General features: G+C 71.7%; 16 protein-coding genes and 1 riboswitch. Of the genes, 5 read left to right on the top strand and 11 right to left on the bottom strand.

The window, feature by feature from the left end:
* Positions 1-67: 67 nt before the first annotated feature.
* From AB0E19_RS14740 to AB0E19_RS14755, 4 genes are all read right to left on the bottom strand, one after another.
* Complete coding sequence (locus AB0E19_RS14740) at positions 68-1,735, bottom strand: ABC transporter substrate-binding protein (protein WP_362178639.1); 1,668 nt, start codon at positions 1,733-1,735, stop codon at positions 68-70.
* A gap of 228 nt (positions 1,736-1,963) precedes the next feature.
* The gene (locus tag AB0E19_RS14745) at positions 1,964-2,758 is read right to left on the bottom strand and encodes an enhanced serine sensitivity protein SseB C-terminal domain-containing protein (protein ID WP_362178642.1); all 795 of its coding nucleotides are present in this window, start codon (positions 2,756-2,758) and stop codon (positions 1,964-1,966) included.
* 56 nt (positions 2,759-2,814) lie between these two features.
* A complete protein-coding gene (locus AB0E19_RS14750; protein WP_362178644.1) occupies positions 2,815-3,555 on the bottom strand; it encodes an enhanced serine sensitivity protein SseB in 741 nt (246 codons plus the stop codon).
* 100 nt (positions 3,556-3,655) lie between these two features.
* Entirely contained in the window at positions 3,656-4,318 is a 663-nt protein-coding gene (locus tag AB0E19_RS14755) for an AAA family ATPase (protein ID WP_362178646.1), read from the bottom strand.
* Positions 4,319-4,491: 173 nt separating this feature from the next.
* Positions 4,492-4,594: riboswitch (glycine riboswitch) on the top strand.
* 152 nt (positions 4,595-4,746) lie between these two features.
* On the opposite strand from AB0E19_RS14755, the gene gcvT reads away from it, so the two are divergent.
* The 4 genes from gcvT to AB0E19_RS14775 all read left to right on the top strand — a co-directional run bounded on the left by gcvT (position 4,747) and on the right by AB0E19_RS14775 (position 9,133).
* Positions 4,747-5,862 (top strand): glycine cleavage system aminomethyltransferase GcvT, encoded by a 1,116-nt coding sequence (gene gcvT, locus AB0E19_RS14760; RefSeq protein WP_362178649.1) that lies wholly within the window; start codon positions 4,747-4,749, stop codon positions 5,860-5,862.
* 76 nt (positions 5,863-5,938) lie between these two features.
* Positions 5,939-6,316 carry a glycine cleavage system protein GcvH gene (gene gcvH, locus AB0E19_RS14765; RefSeq protein ID WP_360601951.1) on the top strand — a complete coding sequence of 126 codons (378 nt, stop codon included), beginning with the start codon at positions 5,939-5,941 and terminating at the stop codon, positions 6,314-6,316.
* A 24-nt stretch (positions 6,317-6,340) separates the two neighbouring features.
* Positions 6,341-7,609, top strand: coding sequence for a serine hydroxymethyltransferase (gene glyA / locus AB0E19_RS14770; protein ID WP_362178654.1), 1,269 nt, complete (start codon positions 6,341-6,343; stop codon positions 7,607-7,609).
* 153 nt (positions 7,610-7,762) lie between these two features.
* On the top strand, positions 7,763-9,133 hold the full coding sequence (locus AB0E19_RS14775; RefSeq protein ID WP_362178658.1) for an L-serine ammonia-lyase: 1,371 nt from the start codon (positions 7,763-7,765) through the stop codon (positions 9,131-9,133).
* Between the two features lie 64 nt (positions 9,134-9,197).
* Here AB0E19_RS14775 and AB0E19_RS14780 read toward each other — a convergent pair whose 3' ends face one another.
* The 3 genes from AB0E19_RS14780 to AB0E19_RS14790 all read right to left on the bottom strand — a co-directional run bounded on the left by AB0E19_RS14780 (position 9,198) and on the right by AB0E19_RS14790 (position 10,829).
* Complete coding sequence (locus AB0E19_RS14780) at positions 9,198-9,437, bottom strand: hypothetical protein (protein WP_362178661.1); 240 nt, start codon at positions 9,435-9,437, stop codon at positions 9,198-9,200.
* A 173-nt stretch (positions 9,438-9,610) separates the two neighbouring features.
* Positions 9,611-10,528 (bottom strand): CopD family protein, encoded by a 918-nt coding sequence (locus tag AB0E19_RS14785; protein ID WP_362178664.1) that lies wholly within the window; start codon positions 10,526-10,528, stop codon positions 9,611-9,613.
* Positions 10,529-10,613: 85 nt separating this feature from the next.
* Positions 10,614-10,829: an EF-hand domain-containing protein gene (locus tag AB0E19_RS14790; protein ID WP_362109659.1), complete on the bottom strand. Its 216-nt coding sequence runs from the start codon at positions 10,827-10,829 to the stop codon at positions 10,614-10,616.
* Between the two features lie 74 nt (positions 10,830-10,903).
* On the opposite strand from AB0E19_RS14790, the gene AB0E19_RS14795 reads away from it, so the two are divergent.
* Complete coding sequence (locus AB0E19_RS14795) at positions 10,904-11,542, top strand: GNAT family N-acetyltransferase (protein ID WP_362178668.1); 639 nt, start codon at positions 10,904-10,906, stop codon at positions 11,540-11,542.
* Between the two features lie 319 nt (positions 11,543-11,861).
* On the opposite strand, the gene AB0E19_RS14800 is transcribed toward AB0E19_RS14795, so the two are convergent.
* From AB0E19_RS14800 to AB0E19_RS14815, 4 genes are all read right to left on the bottom strand, one after another.
* A complete protein-coding gene (locus AB0E19_RS14800) occupies positions 11,862-12,374 on the bottom strand; it encodes an ATP-binding protein (protein WP_362178671.1) in 513 nt (170 codons plus the stop codon).
* A 103-nt stretch (positions 12,375-12,477) separates the two neighbouring features.
* On the bottom strand, positions 12,478-13,245 hold the full coding sequence (locus AB0E19_RS14805; RefSeq protein WP_362178674.1) for an enoyl-CoA hydratase-related protein: 768 nt from the start codon (positions 13,243-13,245) through the stop codon (positions 12,478-12,480).
* A gap of 93 nt (positions 13,246-13,338) precedes the next feature.
* Positions 13,339-14,583, bottom strand: coding sequence for an Ig-like domain-containing protein (locus AB0E19_RS14810; RefSeq protein ID WP_362178677.1), 1,245 nt, complete (start codon positions 14,581-14,583; stop codon positions 13,339-13,341).
* Between the two features lie 195 nt (positions 14,584-14,778).
* Positions 14,779-15,996: an Ig-like domain-containing protein gene (locus AB0E19_RS14815; protein WP_362178681.1), complete on the bottom strand. Its 1,218-nt coding sequence runs from the start codon at positions 15,994-15,996 to the stop codon at positions 14,779-14,781.
* Between the last annotated feature and the right edge of the window lie 81 nt (positions 15,997-16,077).

Here is a 16,077-nt window from a genome sequence, read left to right on the forward strand (position 1 = left end):
GAGGGTGGATGCGCGGACGCCCGGCCACGGCAGGAGCGCGTGACCGGGCGGACCGCTTACGGGTGTGTTACTTGAAGGAGACCTCGGCGAAGTTCTCCTGCGTCAGCGGGGAGACCTTCGGCGGGACCACGTTCTTGCCGAACGCGATGGCCGGCGGGGAGGAGGTCAGCGGGACGCCCGGGAGGTACTCCATGATCGTCTCGTTGGCGGCCTTGTAGAGGTCCGTGCGCTTGGTCGGGTCGCCCTGGAGCGAACCGGCCTTCACCGCGTCGAAGACCTTCTTGTCGTCGAAGCCCCACTGCTTGCCGGGGCCGGCGAACCAGGTGCCGATGAAGTTGTAGCCGTCGTTGAAGTCACCGGTCCAGCCGAAGATGTGGAGGGCGCAGTCGCCGCTCTCCACCGCGTCGACGTAGTCCGGGTTCCACTTCTTCGGCTTCGGGTTGACCTTGATGCCGGCCTTCTCCAGGTCGGCCTTGATCAGCTCGAAGATGTCCTGCGGAGCGGGCATGTACGGGCGGGTGACCTCGGTCGGGTAGCAGAAGTCGATCGACAGGTTGCCCGCGCCGGCGCCGGCGAGGAGCGACTTGGCCTTGGCCGTGTCGAACGGGTACTGCTTCACCTTGTCCGAGTAGCCGGCGATGGTGTGCGGCATGAACTGCGTCGCGACCTTGCCGCCCTCGGGCAGCTGGGTCTTGACGATGTTCTCGCGGTCGACGGCGTGCGCGATGGCCTGGCGGACCTCGGGCTTCTTCAGCGCCGGGTTGGCGCCCTGCGTCATACCGAGGTAGAGCAGGTTGAAGACGTCACGGGTCGGGACCTTGAAGCCCTCGCCCTCGAGGGTCTTGATGTCGGCGGGCGCGACCAGGTCGTAGCCGTCGATGTCACCGGCCTGGAGCGCCTGGCGGCGGCCCTCCTCGGTGTCGATCGTGCGGAAGACCAGGTTCTTCACCTTGGCCTTCTCGCCCCAGTAGTCGTCGAAGCGCTCCAGGCTGACTTCCTTGTTGCCCTTGTTCCACTTCGTGATCTTGTACGGGCCGGTTCCGGCGACCGCGCCGGCCTCCTGGCTGTACTTGGGGTACGTGATGGCGTCCCCGGCCTCGCTGATCTGCTGCTTCCCGTACTCCTGGAGGGCCTTCGGCGAGTGGATCGCGAGGGCGTTCAGGGAGAAGCCGCCGGGCAGGTTGGCGGAGGGCTCGAAGACCTCGATGACGGCGGTGGCGTCGTCCTTGACCGTGCAGGACTTGTAGTTCGCCTTGGGCGTCTCCTTGTCCTCGTTGGCCTTGAAGCCGCCCATGATGGTCTGCCAATAGTACGAGACCGCGCTCGACTGGTAGGTGCCCTTCCAGTTGAACCAGTAGTCGTAGTTGGCGCAGACCGCCTTCGCGTCGAAGGCCTCGCCGTCGTGGAACTTCACGCCCTTGCGGAGGTTGAAGGTCCAGACGGTGCCCTCGGGGTTGCTCGACCACTTCTCGGCGAGCCCGCCGACGAGCTTGCTGCCGCCGGGCTCGTGCTCCAGGAGAGCCTCGAAGGCCTGGCGGGTGACCCGGAAGGTCTCGCCGTCGCTCGCGAGGGCCGGGTCGAGGGAGGCCGGGTCGCCCGGAGCGCCGAACACGAAGGTGTCCTTGGCCCCGCCCTTGTCCCCCTCCTTCCGCTCGCTCGCACAGCCCGTGGCGATGAGGCCGACCGCGATGGCCGCCGTCAGAGCCCGGGTCGACCGGGAATTGAGTATGCGCATGGGTCCACCCCTGGCTCGCCCTGTTGTGGTCTTGACCGGCCGAACGCTACTGGCGAGTGACGCGGCAGAGAACAGTCCGCATAGCGGTGATACCAACCTGAGACCCGGACACTCACCAAAACGGTCCGATGCCGGACATCGCCGGTCCGAGTGGTCTCAAAGTGGACGCAAAACCCCGCCCTGGCAAGGAATTTCGGCCAGAACGGGGCAGGAGTCGAGCAGAAGGCGTCAGCGGTGCTGCGCGGGCGGGTAGCCGTATCCCGGACGATGAGATCCCGCATGCTGAGACGGGGCTCCGTGTGCGTCGCGGTCGTAGAAGGGCCGGGCGTGCGCCTTCAGCCAGAGCGCCACCGGGTCGTACGCGTCGGAGAGCGCGACCGTCGAGACGGGCAGCCCCTCGGGCACGGATCCGATCGACTGGCGCATCATCGCCCGCACCTCGTCGACGGCCGCGGCCGAACCGTCGTACAGGTCCAGGCCGATGACCAGGTACGGAGTCCCGAGCGCGGGCTGCACCCAGCCGCGCCGCAGCGAGCGGACGGCCGGGGTCCGGTGCGCGTTCTGGGTGAGCTGGGCGTAGAACTGCGGGATCTCCAGGGCGGGTTCGGAGACCCGCAGCGGCCCGGCGGGCATCCGGTCGAGGCCGGTGGCGATCCGGCGGAGGTCCGCCCAGGGGATGCCGACGCCGCCGCCGGGGGCGTGCGGGTTGAGCCAGACGCCCCAGCGCTCGGGGTAGAGCGAGCGGGCGATCTCGCGGCCGGTGACGCGCTCGTGGGCGCGGTGCCAGCCGGAGGCGGCGAGCTCGCCGGGCGAGGTGACGCAGGGCGCGTAACCGTGCCCGTCGACCTCCATGTTGCCGTACTGGGCGTCGGGCGAGCCCGGGGAGCCCTGCCAGAGCAGCATGTACAACTCGCCGTCGGCCAGGGCGTGCAGCAGGCCCTCGTACGCGTCGTAGCGTCCGGGCGCCACCTGGCGCAGCATCTGCTCGACCTCTCCGGCCGCGGCGCTGCCTGACGCGCTCACCCTGGGTCCCGCCCCTCTGTCTGTCTCGTACGGCTCGTGTTCGGTGGATCGGTGGATCAGTGGCCCGCGCGCTGGTAGAAGGGGCGCACCCGCTCCAGCATCCAGTCTCCGACGGGGTCGGCCGCCATGTCGAGGAGGATCAGGTTCACCGGCCAGGCGACCTCGACGCGGCCGAGGGCGCGGCCCAGCGCGTCCAGCGGGGCGTTGCGGTCGACGCCGTCCCAGCCCAGGAGCTGGACGCCGATGAAGAGGGCCGGTTCGGTGCCCTCGACGCTGGCGAGGGTGCGGCGGGCCGAGGCGACGACTCCGGTGGCCTCGAACTCGGCGGAGGCCGCGGCGAGGAAGTCGACCGGGTCGTCCTGCCAGTCGGGCTCGAAGAGCCGGACCCGGCCGCCGGACGCGGGCCCGTCGAGGGCGGTGCGGCCGACCCTGCAGAGCTCGGCGACGGCGGGCGGGGGCAGCGGGACGCCGACGGTGCCGCCGGGGTTCACCGCGATCCCGAGCTGCGGGGGCAGGCCGCGGGCGAAGTCACGGGCGGGCGCGACGGTGAAGGACATGTGGTCGCCGACGCAGGCGAGGAACTGCTCCTGGGAGCTGAAGACGGGGACGAAGGCGCCGCCGCCGATCTCCATCGTGGCGAGGTCCAGGTCGGGGCTGTCCGGACCGCCGCCGTTGGGCAGCGGGACCCACACCTGGCTGCGGCCGAGCACCTCGATGAGCCGGCCTCCGGCCGCGGGCTCGCCGAGCGCGGCGGCGAGCGCCTCCTCCAGCTCGTTGCCCGGCCACGTCACGTCCACGGTGGTTCCGTCCCCTTCTCGTACGGCCCTGGTCCCGGCCGTCCCGCAGCACCCTAACGCCGCCCCGCCCCGGCTGTGACCAGAACCCGGCGCGCGGGCCTCACACCGGGGCGCGGAAGCCGATCCGGCGCAGCGCGGCCGCCGCGTCCCGGTCGAGGAGGGTGGCGGAGGCGCAGCCGCGCGGCGGGCGGCCCGCCTCGACGGCGGCGACGAGCCGGCCCACCGCCCTGCGGTGCCGGGCGAAGGCGTACGCGGACACCCCCCGGCCCCGCTCCCGCTGGCCGTCCCTGGCGGTGGCCGGGTCGACGTCGAGGAGGACCAGGTGGAGGGCGCGGCCGCGGCGGGCGGCCGAGCGGGCGAGCCAGCCGCGGACCCAGGACTGGGTGCCGCAGTCGTGGACGACGACCCCGGCGCCGGAGCGCAGGGCCCGGTGGAGCCCGGCGTAGTGCGCGATCCGGACCAGCGGGCGGTAGAGCGCGTACGGCAGGAAGGCGGGCATCCGGGCCTCCCAGCGCTCGCGGGCGTCCTGGGAGTCGATGCCGAGGCCGGCGGCGGCCCGGCGCAGCAGGGTGGACTTGCCGCTGCCGGGGAGCCCGGAGACGACCACGACGTCACCGGCGGCGAAGGTGAGGACGCGCGGGCCGCGGCCGCCCCGGTCACGCAGGTCCCGCACCACGCGCCCGCGCCGCCGGGTCCTGGCGCGGGCCCGCTGGGCCGGTATGGCGGCGTCACTCGCGAAGACGCCGGTGTGCTGGATCCTCATCGCTGCTCCCCCTGTCGGGCCCCCGGGGGACGTGTCGGGAGACCTACGGAGACCCTTGCCCACGAAGTGTAAAGAAACGGTAATCCGAGACAAGCGATTTGCGGCGCCGACACGGTATGCGAGGATGTGCGCGCCAGGCGCGCGCAGCGCCCTACAACCGCATACCGGCCGCTCGAATCCGCGCGGGAGAGTTCCGGACCGGCCCCTGGGCCGCCCGGGCGCCGAAGGAGCAAGACCCTCCCTTGAATCTCTCAGGCCCCGTACCGCGTGGATGAGGCAGATCTGAAAAGCGGGACATGCGTCGTGTCCCCACCCAAGGTGCAAGCCGGGGATGCCCCCGGTGAACCTCTCAGGTTCCATGACAGATGGGGAGGAACGTCCTTGCCTGTCATGTTTTCCGCCTTCGGGAACCGGGAGCCACGTCCACCATGAGCACCACCCCCCGTCTGACCGCCCTCGATGCCCTGCATCGTTCGCTGGGCGCGACCATGACCGACTTCGCCGGCTGGGACATGCCGCTGCGGTACGCCAGCGAGCGCGACGAGCACAACGCCGTCCGCACCCGGGCCGGCCTCTTCGACCTCTCCCACATGGGCGAGATCACCGTCACCGGCCCGCAGGCCGTCGACCTGCTCGACTACGCCCTGGTCGGCAACATCTCCACGGTGGGCAACGGCCGCGCGCGCTACACGATGATCTGCCGGGAGGACGGCGGCATCCTCGACGACCTGATCGTCTACCGCCTCGGCGAGACCGAGTACATGGTCGTCGCCAACGCCTCCAACGCCCAGATCGTCCTGGACGCCCTGGTCGCCCGCGCCGGCGGCTTCGACGCCGAGGTCCGCGACGACCGCGACGCGTACGCCCTGATCGCCGTGCAGGGCCCCGAGTCCCCCGGCATCCTCAAGCAGCTCACCGACGCCGACCTGGACGGCCTGAAGTACTACGCGGGCCTCCCCGGCACCGTCGCCGGCGTCCCGGCGCTGATCGCCCGCACCGGCTACACCGGCGAGGACGGCTTCGAGCTCTTCCTGAAGCCGGAGCACGCCGAGGGCGTGTGGAAGGCGCTGACCGAGGCGGGCGCGGGCGTCGGCCTCATCCCGTGCGGCCTGTCCTGCCGCGACACGCTGCGCCTGGAGGCGGGCATGCCGCTGTACGGGCACGAGCTGACCACCTCGCTCACCCCCTTCGACGCCGGTCTGGGCCGGGTCGTGAAGTTCGAGAAGCCGGGCGACTTCGTGGGCCGCAAGGCGCTGGAGGCCGCCGCCGAGCGCGCCGAGACCGCCCCGCCGCGCAAGCTCGTCGGCCTGGTCGCCGAGGGCCGCCGCGTCCCGCGCGCCGGCATGCAGGTGGTCTTCGGCGGCGAGGTCGTCGGCGAGATCACCTCGGGCGCCCCCTCCCCCACGCTCGGCGAGCCGATCGCGATGGCGTACGTCGACGCGGCGCACGCGGCCCCCGGCACCGAGGGTGTAGGGGTGGACATCCGCGGCACCCACGAGCCGTACAAGGTCGTGGCGCTGCCGTTCTACAAGCGCCGGAAGTGACGCGGTCGTCCCGGATCCCGTCTCACCCCGCAAGACCCCGTACATCCGCACTCCCCCGGTACAGGAGAATCAGGACATGAGCAACCCCCAGCAGCTTCGCTACAGCAAGGAGCACGAGTGGCTGTCGGCCGTCGAGGACGGCGTCGCCACGATCGGCATCACGGAGCACGCGGCCAACGCCCTCGGTGACATCGTGTTCGTCCAGCTCCCCGAGGTCGGCTCCACCGTGACCGCGACCGAGGAGTGCGGCGAGCTGGAGTCGACCAAGTCCGTGAGCGAGCTGTACTCCCCGGTGACCGGTGAGGTCGTCGAGGCGAACCAGGACGTCGTGGACGACCCGTCGCTGGTGAACTCCGCTCCGTTCGAGGGCGGCTGGCTGTTCAAGGTGCGCCTCACGGCCGAGCAGGACGACCTGCTCTCCGCCGACGAGTACACCGCCTTCACCGCAGGCTGACCGAGACCCCCTAGGGATCGCTTCATGTCGCTTCTGAACACTCCCCTCCACGAGCTGGACCCGGACGTCGCCGCCGCCGTCGACGCCGAGCTCCGCCGCCAGCAGTCCACCCTCGAGATGATCGCCTCGGAGAACTTCGCTCCGGTCGCGGTCATGGAGGCCCAGGGCTCCGTCCTCACCAACAAGTACGCCGAGGGCTACCCGGGCCGCCGCTACTACGGCGGCTGCGAGCACGTCGACGTGGCCGAGCAGATCGCGATCGACCGGATCAAGGACCTGTTCGGCGCCGAGTACGCCAACGTGCAGCCGCACTCCGGCGCCTCCGCCAACCAGGCCGCGCTCTTCGCCATCGCCCAGCCGGGCGACACGATCCTGGGTCTCGACCTGGCGCACGGCGGCCACCTCACCCACGGCATGCGCCTGAACTTCTCGGGCAAGCAGTTCAACGTGGTCGCGTACCACGTGGACGAGGCCGGCCTGGTCGACATGGCCGAGGTCGAGCGCCTCGCCAAGGAGCACCGCCCGAAGGTGATCATCGCCGGCTGGTCGGCGTACCCGCGTCAGCTGGACTTCGCGGAGTTCCGCCGGATCGCCGACGAGGTCGAGGCGTACCTGTGGGTCGACATGGCCCACTTCGCGGGCCTGGTCGCGGCCGGTCTGCACCCGAACCCGGTCGAGTACGCGGACGTGGTGACCTCCACCACGCACAAGACGCTCGGCGGCCCGCGCGGCGGCATCATCCTGGCGAAGAAGGAGTTCGCGAAGAAGCTGAACTCCTCCGTCTTCCCGGGCTTCCAGGGCGGCCCCCTGGAGCACGTGATCGCGGCCAAGGCCGTCTCCTTCAAGGTCGCGGCCTCGGAGGAGTTCAAGGAGCGCCAGCAGCGCACCCTGGACGGCGCCCGGATCCTGGCCGAGCGCCTGGTCCAGGACGACGTCACGGCGCACGGCGTCTCGGTCCTCTCCGGCGGCACGGACGTGCACCTGGTCCTGGTGGACCTGCGCGACTCCGAGCTCGACGGCCAGCAGGCCGAGGACCGGCTCCACGAGGTCGGCATCACGGTCAACCGGAACGCCGTTCCGAACGACCCGCGCCCGCCGATGGTCACCTCCGGCCTGCGCATCGGCACGCCGGCCCTCGCCACCCGCGGCTTCCAGGCCGAGGACTTCCGCGAGGTCGCCGACGTCATCGCCGAGACGCTGAAGCCCGGCTTCGACGCCGAGAAGGCCGAGGCGCTGAAGGCCCGCGTGACCGCGCTGGCCGAGAAGCACCCGCTGTACCCCGGCCTGAAGTAATTTCGTACGCTTTTGTTCGTACGAAAGCTCCGGGGCACCGCGCACACTGGACAGTGAGCGCGGTGCCCCGCCCCATGTCTCCACCCCCGCCTTCCACGCTTTTCTGCTCCACCCCGGCAGACAACGGCGTCTAGCCCCACAAGGAGTCCTCCCGTGGCCATCTCGGTCTTCGACCTGTTCTCGATCGGCATCGGCCCGTCCAGCTCCCACACGGTGGGCCCGATGCGCGCGGCCCGGATGTTCGCCCGCCGGCTGAAGAACGAGGGCCTGCTCGCCCACACGGCGAAGGTCCGTGCGGAGCTGTACGGCTCGCTGGGCGCCACCGGCCACGGCCACGGCACCCCGAAGGCGGTCCTCCTGGGCCTGGAGGGCAATTCGCCCCGCACGGTCGACGTGGAGCACGCCGACGAGGAGTTCGAGCGGATCAAGGCGAGCGGGCGGATCGACCTGCTCGGCGCCCACGAGATCCCGTTCTCCTTCGACGACGACCTGATCCTGCACCGCCGCAAGGCGCTGCCGTACCACGCCAACGGCATGACGGTCTTCGCGTACGACGCCGAGGGCGCGCTCGTCCTGGAGAAGACGTACTACTCGGTCGGCGGCGGCTTCGTCGTCGACGAGGACGCGGTGGCGGGCGAGAACCCGATCATCCCCGACGACACCGCCCTGAAGTACCCCTTCCGCACCGGTGACGAGCTGCTCCGCCTCACCAAGGAGACCGGCCTGTCGATCTCCTCCCTGATGCTGGAGAACGAGAAGGCCTGGCGCACCGAGGACGAGATCCGGGCCGGCCTCCTGGAGATCTGGCGGGTGATGCAGGCCTGCGTCTCGCGCGGCATGTCCCGCGAGGGGATCCTGCCCGGCGGCCTGAAGGTCCGCCGCCGCGCCGCGACCCTGGCCCGCAAGCTGCGCTCCGAGGGCGACCCGGCGATGCACGCGATGGAGTGGATCACCCTCTACGCGATGGCGGTGAACGAGGAGAACGCGGCGGGCGGCCGGGTGGTCACCGCCCCGACGAACGGCGCGGCCGGCATCATCCCGGCGGTCCTGCACTACTACATGAACTTCGTCCCGGGCGCCGACGAGGACGGCATCGTCCGCTTCCTCCTCGCGGCCGGCGCGGTCGGCATGCTCTTCAAGGAGAACGCCTCGATCTCCGGCGCCGAGGTCGGCTGCCAGGGCGAGGTCGGCTCGGCCTGCTCGATGGCGGCCGGCGCCCTCGCCGAGGTCCTCGGCGGCTCCCCCGAGCAGGTGGAGAACGCGGCCGAGATCGGCATGGAGCACAACCTGGGCCTCACCTGCGACCCGGTCGGCGGCCTGGTCCAGATCCCGTGCATCGAGCGCAACGGCATGGCGGCGGTCAAGGCCGTCACGGCGGCGAAGATGTCGATGCGCGGCGACGGCAGCCACCTGGTCTCCCTCGACAAGGTCATCAAGACCATGAAGGAGACGGGCGCCGACATGAGCGTGAAGTACAAGGAGACCGCCCGCGGCGGCCTCGCGGTGAACATCATCGAGTGCTGATCCCCGCGCGTACGTGACGAACGGCCGGTCCCGCCCCCACGGGACCGGCCTTCGTGCGTTCGGGTCAGTAGCGGACCCAGAGGACGATGACGTCCGGGCGGGTGGAGGTGAAGGGCTCGCAGAAGAAGATCGGCCCCCAGATCGCGTAGCCGGCCTGGCCGGCGGCCTGGCACTCGGCGTACGAGGAGTGGTGGCTGCGCGGGTAGAAGCCGGGGCCGGCGGCCTCGGCCGAGCCGGCCGTGCCGAGGGCGAGGGCTCCGGCGGTGGCCGCGGTGGCGAGTGCGGCTGCGACGCGACGGTACATGGCATGTCCTCCTGAAATGAACGATGCGATGTGGTGCGTGTGGGTCTCGTGCGGTTCCTGACGGCTGCGCAGCCGGGACGAAACGTATCGGCGCACCCCCTGCCCGGCAATAGGTCTAGGCCAACACTCGGAGGGGATGTCCGGATTCGCGGAGAGCGGCCGGATCCGATCGGTCAGAAGCGCGCCCAGTGCGGGTCGGGGACCACCGTGAGGAGGGCGGAGAGGGCCACGATCACGCCGAGGACGGCGAGTTCCACGCGGGCCGGGGGGCTCGCGTCGGCGCCGGAGCGCAGCCGGGAGCGGGCCGCCAGGGCCAGCAGGCTGGCGCCGCCGAAGAGGGCGAGCTTCACCAGCAGGACCCTGCCGTACGCGGTGGTGAGCGCGGCCTCCAGGGGGAGGCGGCGCAGGGTGGAGACGGTGCCGGTGACGGCCAGGGCCGCGTAGACGCACGCCGCCATCCGGGCGTACCGCAGGAGCACCGCGCGGCCGCCCTCGCCGCGCGGCCGCAGGACCCGCAGGACGTACAGCAGCGTCCCGGTCCAGAGCGAGGCGGCGGTGAGGTGGACGACGGTGAGTCCGGTGCCGACGCCGAAGCCGGCGGTCTCGGGGTGGGCGCGCAGCGCCTCGGCGACGATCGCGGCGGCGAGCGGGAGGGCGGCGAGGCCGGGGCGCCGGGAGGCGGCGCAGACGGCGGCGAGGAGGCAGGCGTTGGCGGTGGCGAGCAGCAGCCGGCCCTCGCGGAGCGCGTAGACGACGGGGAGGCTGAGGCCGCTGACGGCGGCGAGGAGCAGCAGGAGGCCGGTGGCGGCGGCCGCGGCGAGCAGGGCGCCGGGGACGGCGAGGGGGCGCGGCAGGGGCCCCTCGCCCGCGATCCGGCGGCCGGCGAGTTCGCCCACGGCGACGGCGAGGCCGGTCAGGAGCAGGAGCCGGAGCAGGGTGGTGGTGGGGGCCGCGGGTATCCGCAGTTCACCGGTGCCCGTCCGGGCGAGGCCGGCGCCGAGGACGGCGACGGCGAGGGCGCCGAGGACGGCGGCGACGAGGGCCACCGCGCCGCGACGGCGGGGGGTGCCGAAGGGTCCGGGAAGCGTCACCGGACGATCGTCACCGAGCCCGGGACGGGCGGCAACTCAGGGTGAACGCCGCCCGTTCCCGGTCCCGGGGCCGGTCAGACCGGGGTCAGGCCTTGCTGAGGTGGGCCCAGAACTCGTCCCACGACAGCCGGCCGTCGCCGTTGTCGTCGCGCTGCTTGATGAGGGCCTCGGCCACCGTCTCGGTGACGTTGAAGTCGCCCAGCTGGGCCATGACGCTCTTGTACTCCGCGGCGGTGATGAAGCCGTCCCCGTCCACGTCGTACCGGTTGAATGCCGTCCGTGCCGACTCGATGTCCGCCACTGCTTCCGCCCCTTCTCGGTGCTGTTCTGACGGGGGTCAGATTAGCTGGCCGTGCGGTGTCCGATGATGGCGGTATGAGCACTGACGTGGCACGGATCCTGGAGGCGGCGGCGCGCGGGGAGTTCCCCGCGACGGACGGGAGCACGACGGTGGTCCCGCAGCCGGACGAGCGGGACGCCGGGGTGCTGGCCTTCACGGCCCACTCGGTGGTCTTCGCGGACGTCGATCCGGAGTGGGTGCGGGCGGAGCTGGCCGCGACCGGGAGCGATCCGCTGGCGGCGAGCATGCATCCCGGGTTCCTGGTGCGGCTGATGGCGAGGACCGGCCGGCGGATGAACACCGTCGACCTGCTGACGGTCGCGGACGCCCTGCCGGGCCCGCCGCCGGTGACGCTGCGGGAGATCGAGGACCCGGAGCATCCGCGGGTGGCGCGGGCGCTGAAGTACCGGGACGACGTACGGGTGTGGGCGGCGGACGGCGGTGTGCTGGTCCTGGGGCGCGGCGTCGCCGGGCGCATGGAGGCGGCGATCGAGGTGGACGAGACGGTGCGCCACCTGGGCCTGGGCCGGGCACTGGCGACGGCGGCGCGGCATCTGACGCCGGACGCCGTGGTGTGGGCGCAGCAGTCGCCGGGCAACGCGCGAAGCGTGCGGACCTTCCAGGCGGCGGGGTACCGGCCGGTGGCCTCGGAGGCGCTCCTCACCGCCTCCTAGGGCGGGCCCGGCCGTCCACCATATGGATGATCGAGGGAAACAAGCGGTGAACCGCATAGTCATTCATGGTTTGCAAGGCGAGTGCCGCACGTCACCAACGATTCACAGTTAAAACGTATGGTTATGTCCGGATTGATAACGATGTGGGCGCTTGGCGGTGTGGCCTGCCGTCTGTCATAGTCGGTGACACGACCCCCATTGACCCGGGCCAGGTCGCCTCTGCGGCCGTGGATACACCCCCCCGTCCACGGCGCATCACACGGAAGCCCCCAAGCAGCCCCACCACGGCGCACGGGGGCTTCCGTGCGTCCGGGGCCGGTCAGCGGTCGGTGACCCGCATCTCGAACCAGGTGGTCTTGCCGCGCGGCCCGAGGTCCGCGCCCCAGCGGTCGGAGAGCTTGTCGACGAGGAAGAGGCCCCGGCCGCTGACGTCGAGCTCGGCCACCGGCATCAGGCAGGGCAGCCCGCGCGAGGGGTCGCGCACCTCGATCCGGATCCGGCCGGGGCGGCGCTGGGCGCGCAGCACGAAGACCCGGGCGCCGGTGTGCCGGACCGCGTTGCCGACGAGTTCGGAGACGAGCAGGACGGCGTGCTCGGCGAGGTTCGGACCGAGCCCCCACTGCCGGAGCACCACGTACTGGGTCATCCGGCGGGCGATCCTCGCCGACTCCGGGAGCGACGGCAGCTTCACGTCGATCTCCGCCGGATTGCCGTACCGGTCCATCGCCGCGAGGGCCTCTTCGTCCTCCAGGGTCGGTGTCCACCGGGCGGCGGGCACGCCGCCCTGCCGTGGTTGTTCCCTGCTCTCCAGGCCCGCCATGCCCTCCATCATGGCCGCAGGAGACGGCCCGCGGGGGCCGTTCCGGTGGAATGGCCCCCGCGGGACGGCGTGTCGCCGTGACGGTCCGTCGGCTGACGGCCCGTCCGGCGGGAGGTCAGGCGAACTTCGCCTTGCCCGGGCCCTCTTCGACGAAGCTGCGCATGCCGGTCTCGCGGTCGGCGGTGGCGAACAGCGCGGAGAACCAGGTCCGTTCGAGGGCGAGACCGGTGTCGATGTCGGCCTCCAGACCCTGGTCGATCGCCTCCTTGGCGGCCCGCAGCGCCACCGCCGGGCCCTGGGCCAGCTTCGCGGCCCAGGCGTGCGCCTGCTCGTACACCTCGGCGGCCGGCACGACCCGGTCGACCAGGCCGAGCGTGAGCGCCTCGTCGGCCTTCACCATCCGGCCGGTGAAGATGAGGTCCTTGGCCTTGGAGGGGCCGACGAGCCGGGACAGCCGCTGGGTGCCGCCGGCGCCGGGGATCAGGCCGAGCAGGATCTCGGGCTGGCCGAGCTTGGCGTTGTCGGCGGCGATCCGGTAGTCGGCGCAGAGCGCGAGCTCGCAGCCGCCGCCGAGGGCGTAGCCGGTGATCGCGGCGACGACCGGCTTGGGGATGCGGGCGACGGCGGTGAAGGAGTCCTGGAGGGCGCGCGACCGCTCGACCATGGCCACGTGGTCCATGACCTGCATCTCCTTGATGTCCGCGCCGGCCGCGAAGACCTTCTCGCCGCCGTAGAGGACCACGACCCGCACGTCGTCGCGGTCGGTGGCCTCCTGGGCCAGTTCGCGCAGCCGGTCCTGGGTGGCGATGTCCAGCGCGTTCATCGGCGGGCGGTCGAGGCGGATCGTGCCGACGCCGTCGGCGACTTCGAGGTTCACAGTCATGGGGTGAAGGTTAGTGGCCGTTAACGGGAGCGGGCCCGGTGCCGTTGCTCACAGAGCGGACGGCACCGGGCCCGTACCCGGCTGGGGAGGGACCTACTCGGTCCACTCCGCCCAGGACATGTTCCAGCCGTTCAGGCCGTTGTCCGGCTTGATCTGCTTGTCCTTGGAGTTCTTCACGATGACGACGTCACCGATGATCGAGCGGTCGAAGAACCAGGCGGCCGGGGTGGAGCTGTCGCCCGCGCCCCGGGTGTCCGAGAGGCCGACGCAGCCGTGGCTGACGTTCTGGGAGCCGAAGGTGGACTTCGGGGCCCAGTAGTTGCCGTGCACGAAGGTGCCGGAGGTGGACAGGCGCATGGCGTGCGGCACGTCCTTGATGTCGTACTCGCCGCCGAAGCCCACCGTGGCCCCGTTCATGCGGGTCACCTTGTACTTCTCGCTGATGACCATCTGGCCGTTGTACGTGGTCGTGGACGGGGCGCCCGCGGTGATCGGGAGGGTCTTGATGATCTTCCCGTCGCGCTCGACCTTCATCGTCTTGGCGCTGGCGTCGACCGTGGAGACCTGACGGCGGCCGATGGTGAAGGAGTACGTCTTCTTCTGCTTGCCGTAGACGCCCGGGCGGCCCTCGACGCCGTCCAGGTTCAGCTCGACGGTGACCTTCGTCCCCGCCTTCCAGTACTGCTCGGGGCGGAAGTCGAGGCGGTCGTTGCCGAACCAGTGGCCCTCGATCTCGACGGCCGGCTCGGCCGTCACCTTGATGGCCTTCTCCACGGCCTCCGGGTCGGTGATGCCCCGGGTGAAGTGGAGGGAGACCGGCATGCCGACGCCGACGGTCGTGCCGGCCTCCGGCGTGTAGTGGCCGATGAAGGTGTTCTTCGGGGTCAGCGTGGTGAAGGTGGTGTCCTTGGCGGACTCCCGGCCGTCGGCGTCCTTCGCGATCGCGTGGACCTTGTACTGGGTCCCGGCCGACAGATGGGCCAGCGGCTCCCAGCTGGCGCCGTCCGCGGAGATCTTGCCCTCGACCGCGTCGCCCTTGGAGTCGGCGACGGTCACGGTGGTCAGCTTGCCCTGCTCGGCGGTGACCTTGAGGGCCCCGCTGGTGGCGACCGCTTCGGCGCCGTCCTTCGGCAGGACGGTGACGACCGCCTGCGAGGCGGCGTTGTCGGGAGCGGTGCTCCCCTGGCCGGTGCCCTTGCCGCCCGCGCCCGCGCCGGAATCGGCCGGCTCCCCGCCGCCGCAGGCGGTGAGGACCACCATCAGCGCCCCCGCGGCCAGTGCTCCGAGACGGACGCCCCGCCGCCGTGCCGGCGTCCCCGATATCGGCTGCCCGTTCACTATGGTCTTCTCCCCTCGCACGACCCGGCCGCCGGCCGGGCCCCACCCCCTGTACGCACGTCCCGCGCACGGCGCTAGATAATCACACCGGAAGACACGAAAGTTCCACGTACATGTCACCGTTCAGTCCCAGTTGGGACGGGGCCGGAGGCGAGCGGGGAGCGGCTCGCGTCCGGCCGCCGGACCGGGGCCGGGTCAGCGGAGCGCGGAGCCCTTCCTCCAGCTCCCCCAGTCCATGTTCCAGCCGCCCAGGCCGTTGTCCGGAGCGACCTTCCGGTCCCGGGAGTTGACCACCTCGACGACGTCCCCGACCAGGCTCCGGTCGAAGAACCAGCCCGCCGGGGTCTCGGCGCCGCCGCCCTTCACGTCCCGCAGCCCCACACAGCCGTGGCTGACGTTGGCCGAGCCGAAGGTGGACGCGTCCGCCCAGTAGTTGCCGTGGATGAAGGTGCCCGACTCGGTGAGCCGCATGGCGTGCGGCACGTCCTTGATGTCGTACTCGCCGCCGAAACCGACCGTGGCGCCGTTCATCCGGGTCACGTCGTACAGCTCGGTCACCACCATCTTCCCGTTGTACGTGGTGGTCTTCGGCGCTCCCGCGGTGATCGGCAGCGTGGCGAGCAGCCGCCCGTCCCGCCGGACCTCCATGGTGTGGGCGGCGGCGTCGACCAGGGAGACCTGGGAGCGGCCGACCGTGAAGCCGACCGTCTTGCGCTGGATGCCGTAGACGCCGGGGGCGCCCTCGACGTCCCGCAGGCCGAGCTCGACCGTCACCTTCGTGCCGGCCGCCCAGTACGCGGCCGGGCGGAAGTCGAGCCGCTCCTTGCCGAACCAGTGGCCCACGACCTCCACCGGCGGGTCCGCGGTGACCCGGATGGCCCGCTCCACCTCGGCCCGGTTCTCGATCGGCCGGTTGAAGCCGAAGGAAACGATCATGCCGGCGCCGACCGTGGAACGGTTCTCCGGAGTGAAGTAGCCGATGAAACGGCTCTCCGGCACCACCGTGGTGAAGGTGGTGTGCCGGGCCGAGCGGCGCCCGTGGGCGTCGAGCGCCACCGCGTCCACGCTGTACTTCGCGGCGAGCGCGAGCCGGGTGCCGTCGGCGGGGCGCCAGCGCAGCCCGTCGGCCGCGATCGCCCCGGGCACGGCGGCCCTGCGGCCGTCCGCCACCTGGGTCACGCTCACCCGTTCGAGCCGCCCGCTGTCCACCCGCACCTCCAGGGGACCGCCCGCGGGGACCGCCCGGCTGCCGTCCTCCGGGCTGACCCGGATCACGTCGCCGGGGGCCCGCGCCTTCCCCGGGAGGTCCAGGCCGAGGCCCCCTCCCCCGTCCGATCCGGTGCAGCCGGCGAGGCCCACGAGGAGCCCCGCCACCGCGAGAAGTTGCCCGGCCCGTTCCCATACACGTGTCACGCGTGGCCCAACGACGACCCCCCTCCAGGGGAAACGTCCGGACGGGCCATGTTGGGGGGACGGCGCTGCGGGCAGAACAGG

The sequence above is a fragment of the Streptomyces sp. NPDC047974 genome (assembly GCF_040653375.1).
Taxonomy (GTDB): domain Bacteria; phylum Actinomycetota; class Actinomycetes; order Streptomycetales; family Streptomycetaceae; genus Streptomyces.

Coding starts and splice junctions, on each gene's coding strand:
- glyA (WP_362178654.1), top strand. CDS start 6,341: ATGTCGCTTCTGAACACTCCCCTCCACGAGCTGGACCCGGACGTCGCC.
- AB0E19_RS14805 (WP_362178674.1), bottom strand. CDS start 13,245: ATGACTGTGAACCTCGAAGTCGCCGACGGCGTCGGCACGATCCGCCTC.
- AB0E19_RS14795 (WP_362178668.1), top strand. CDS start 10,904: ATGAGCACTGACGTGGCACGGATCCTGGAGGCGGCGGCGCGCGGGGAG.
- AB0E19_RS14780 (WP_362178661.1), bottom strand. CDS start 9,437: ATGTACCGTCGCGTCGCAGCCGCACTCGCCACCGCGGCCACCGCCGGA.
- AB0E19_RS14800 (WP_362178671.1), bottom strand. CDS start 12,374: ATGATGGAGGGCATGGCGGGCCTGGAGAGCAGGGAACAACCACGGCAG.
- gcvH (WP_360601951.1), top strand. CDS start 5,939: ATGAGCAACCCCCAGCAGCTTCGCTACAGCAAGGAGCACGAGTGGCTG.
- AB0E19_RS14740 (WP_362178639.1), bottom strand. CDS start 1,735: ATGCGCATACTCAATTCCCGGTCGACCCGGGCTCTGACGGCGGCCATC.
- AB0E19_RS14755 (WP_362178646.1), bottom strand. CDS start 4,318: ATGAGGATCCAGCACACCGGCGTCTTCGCGAGTGACGCCGCCATACCG.
- gcvT (WP_362178649.1), top strand. CDS start 4,747: ATGAGCACCACCCCCCGTCTGACCGCCCTCGATGCCCTGCATCGTTCG.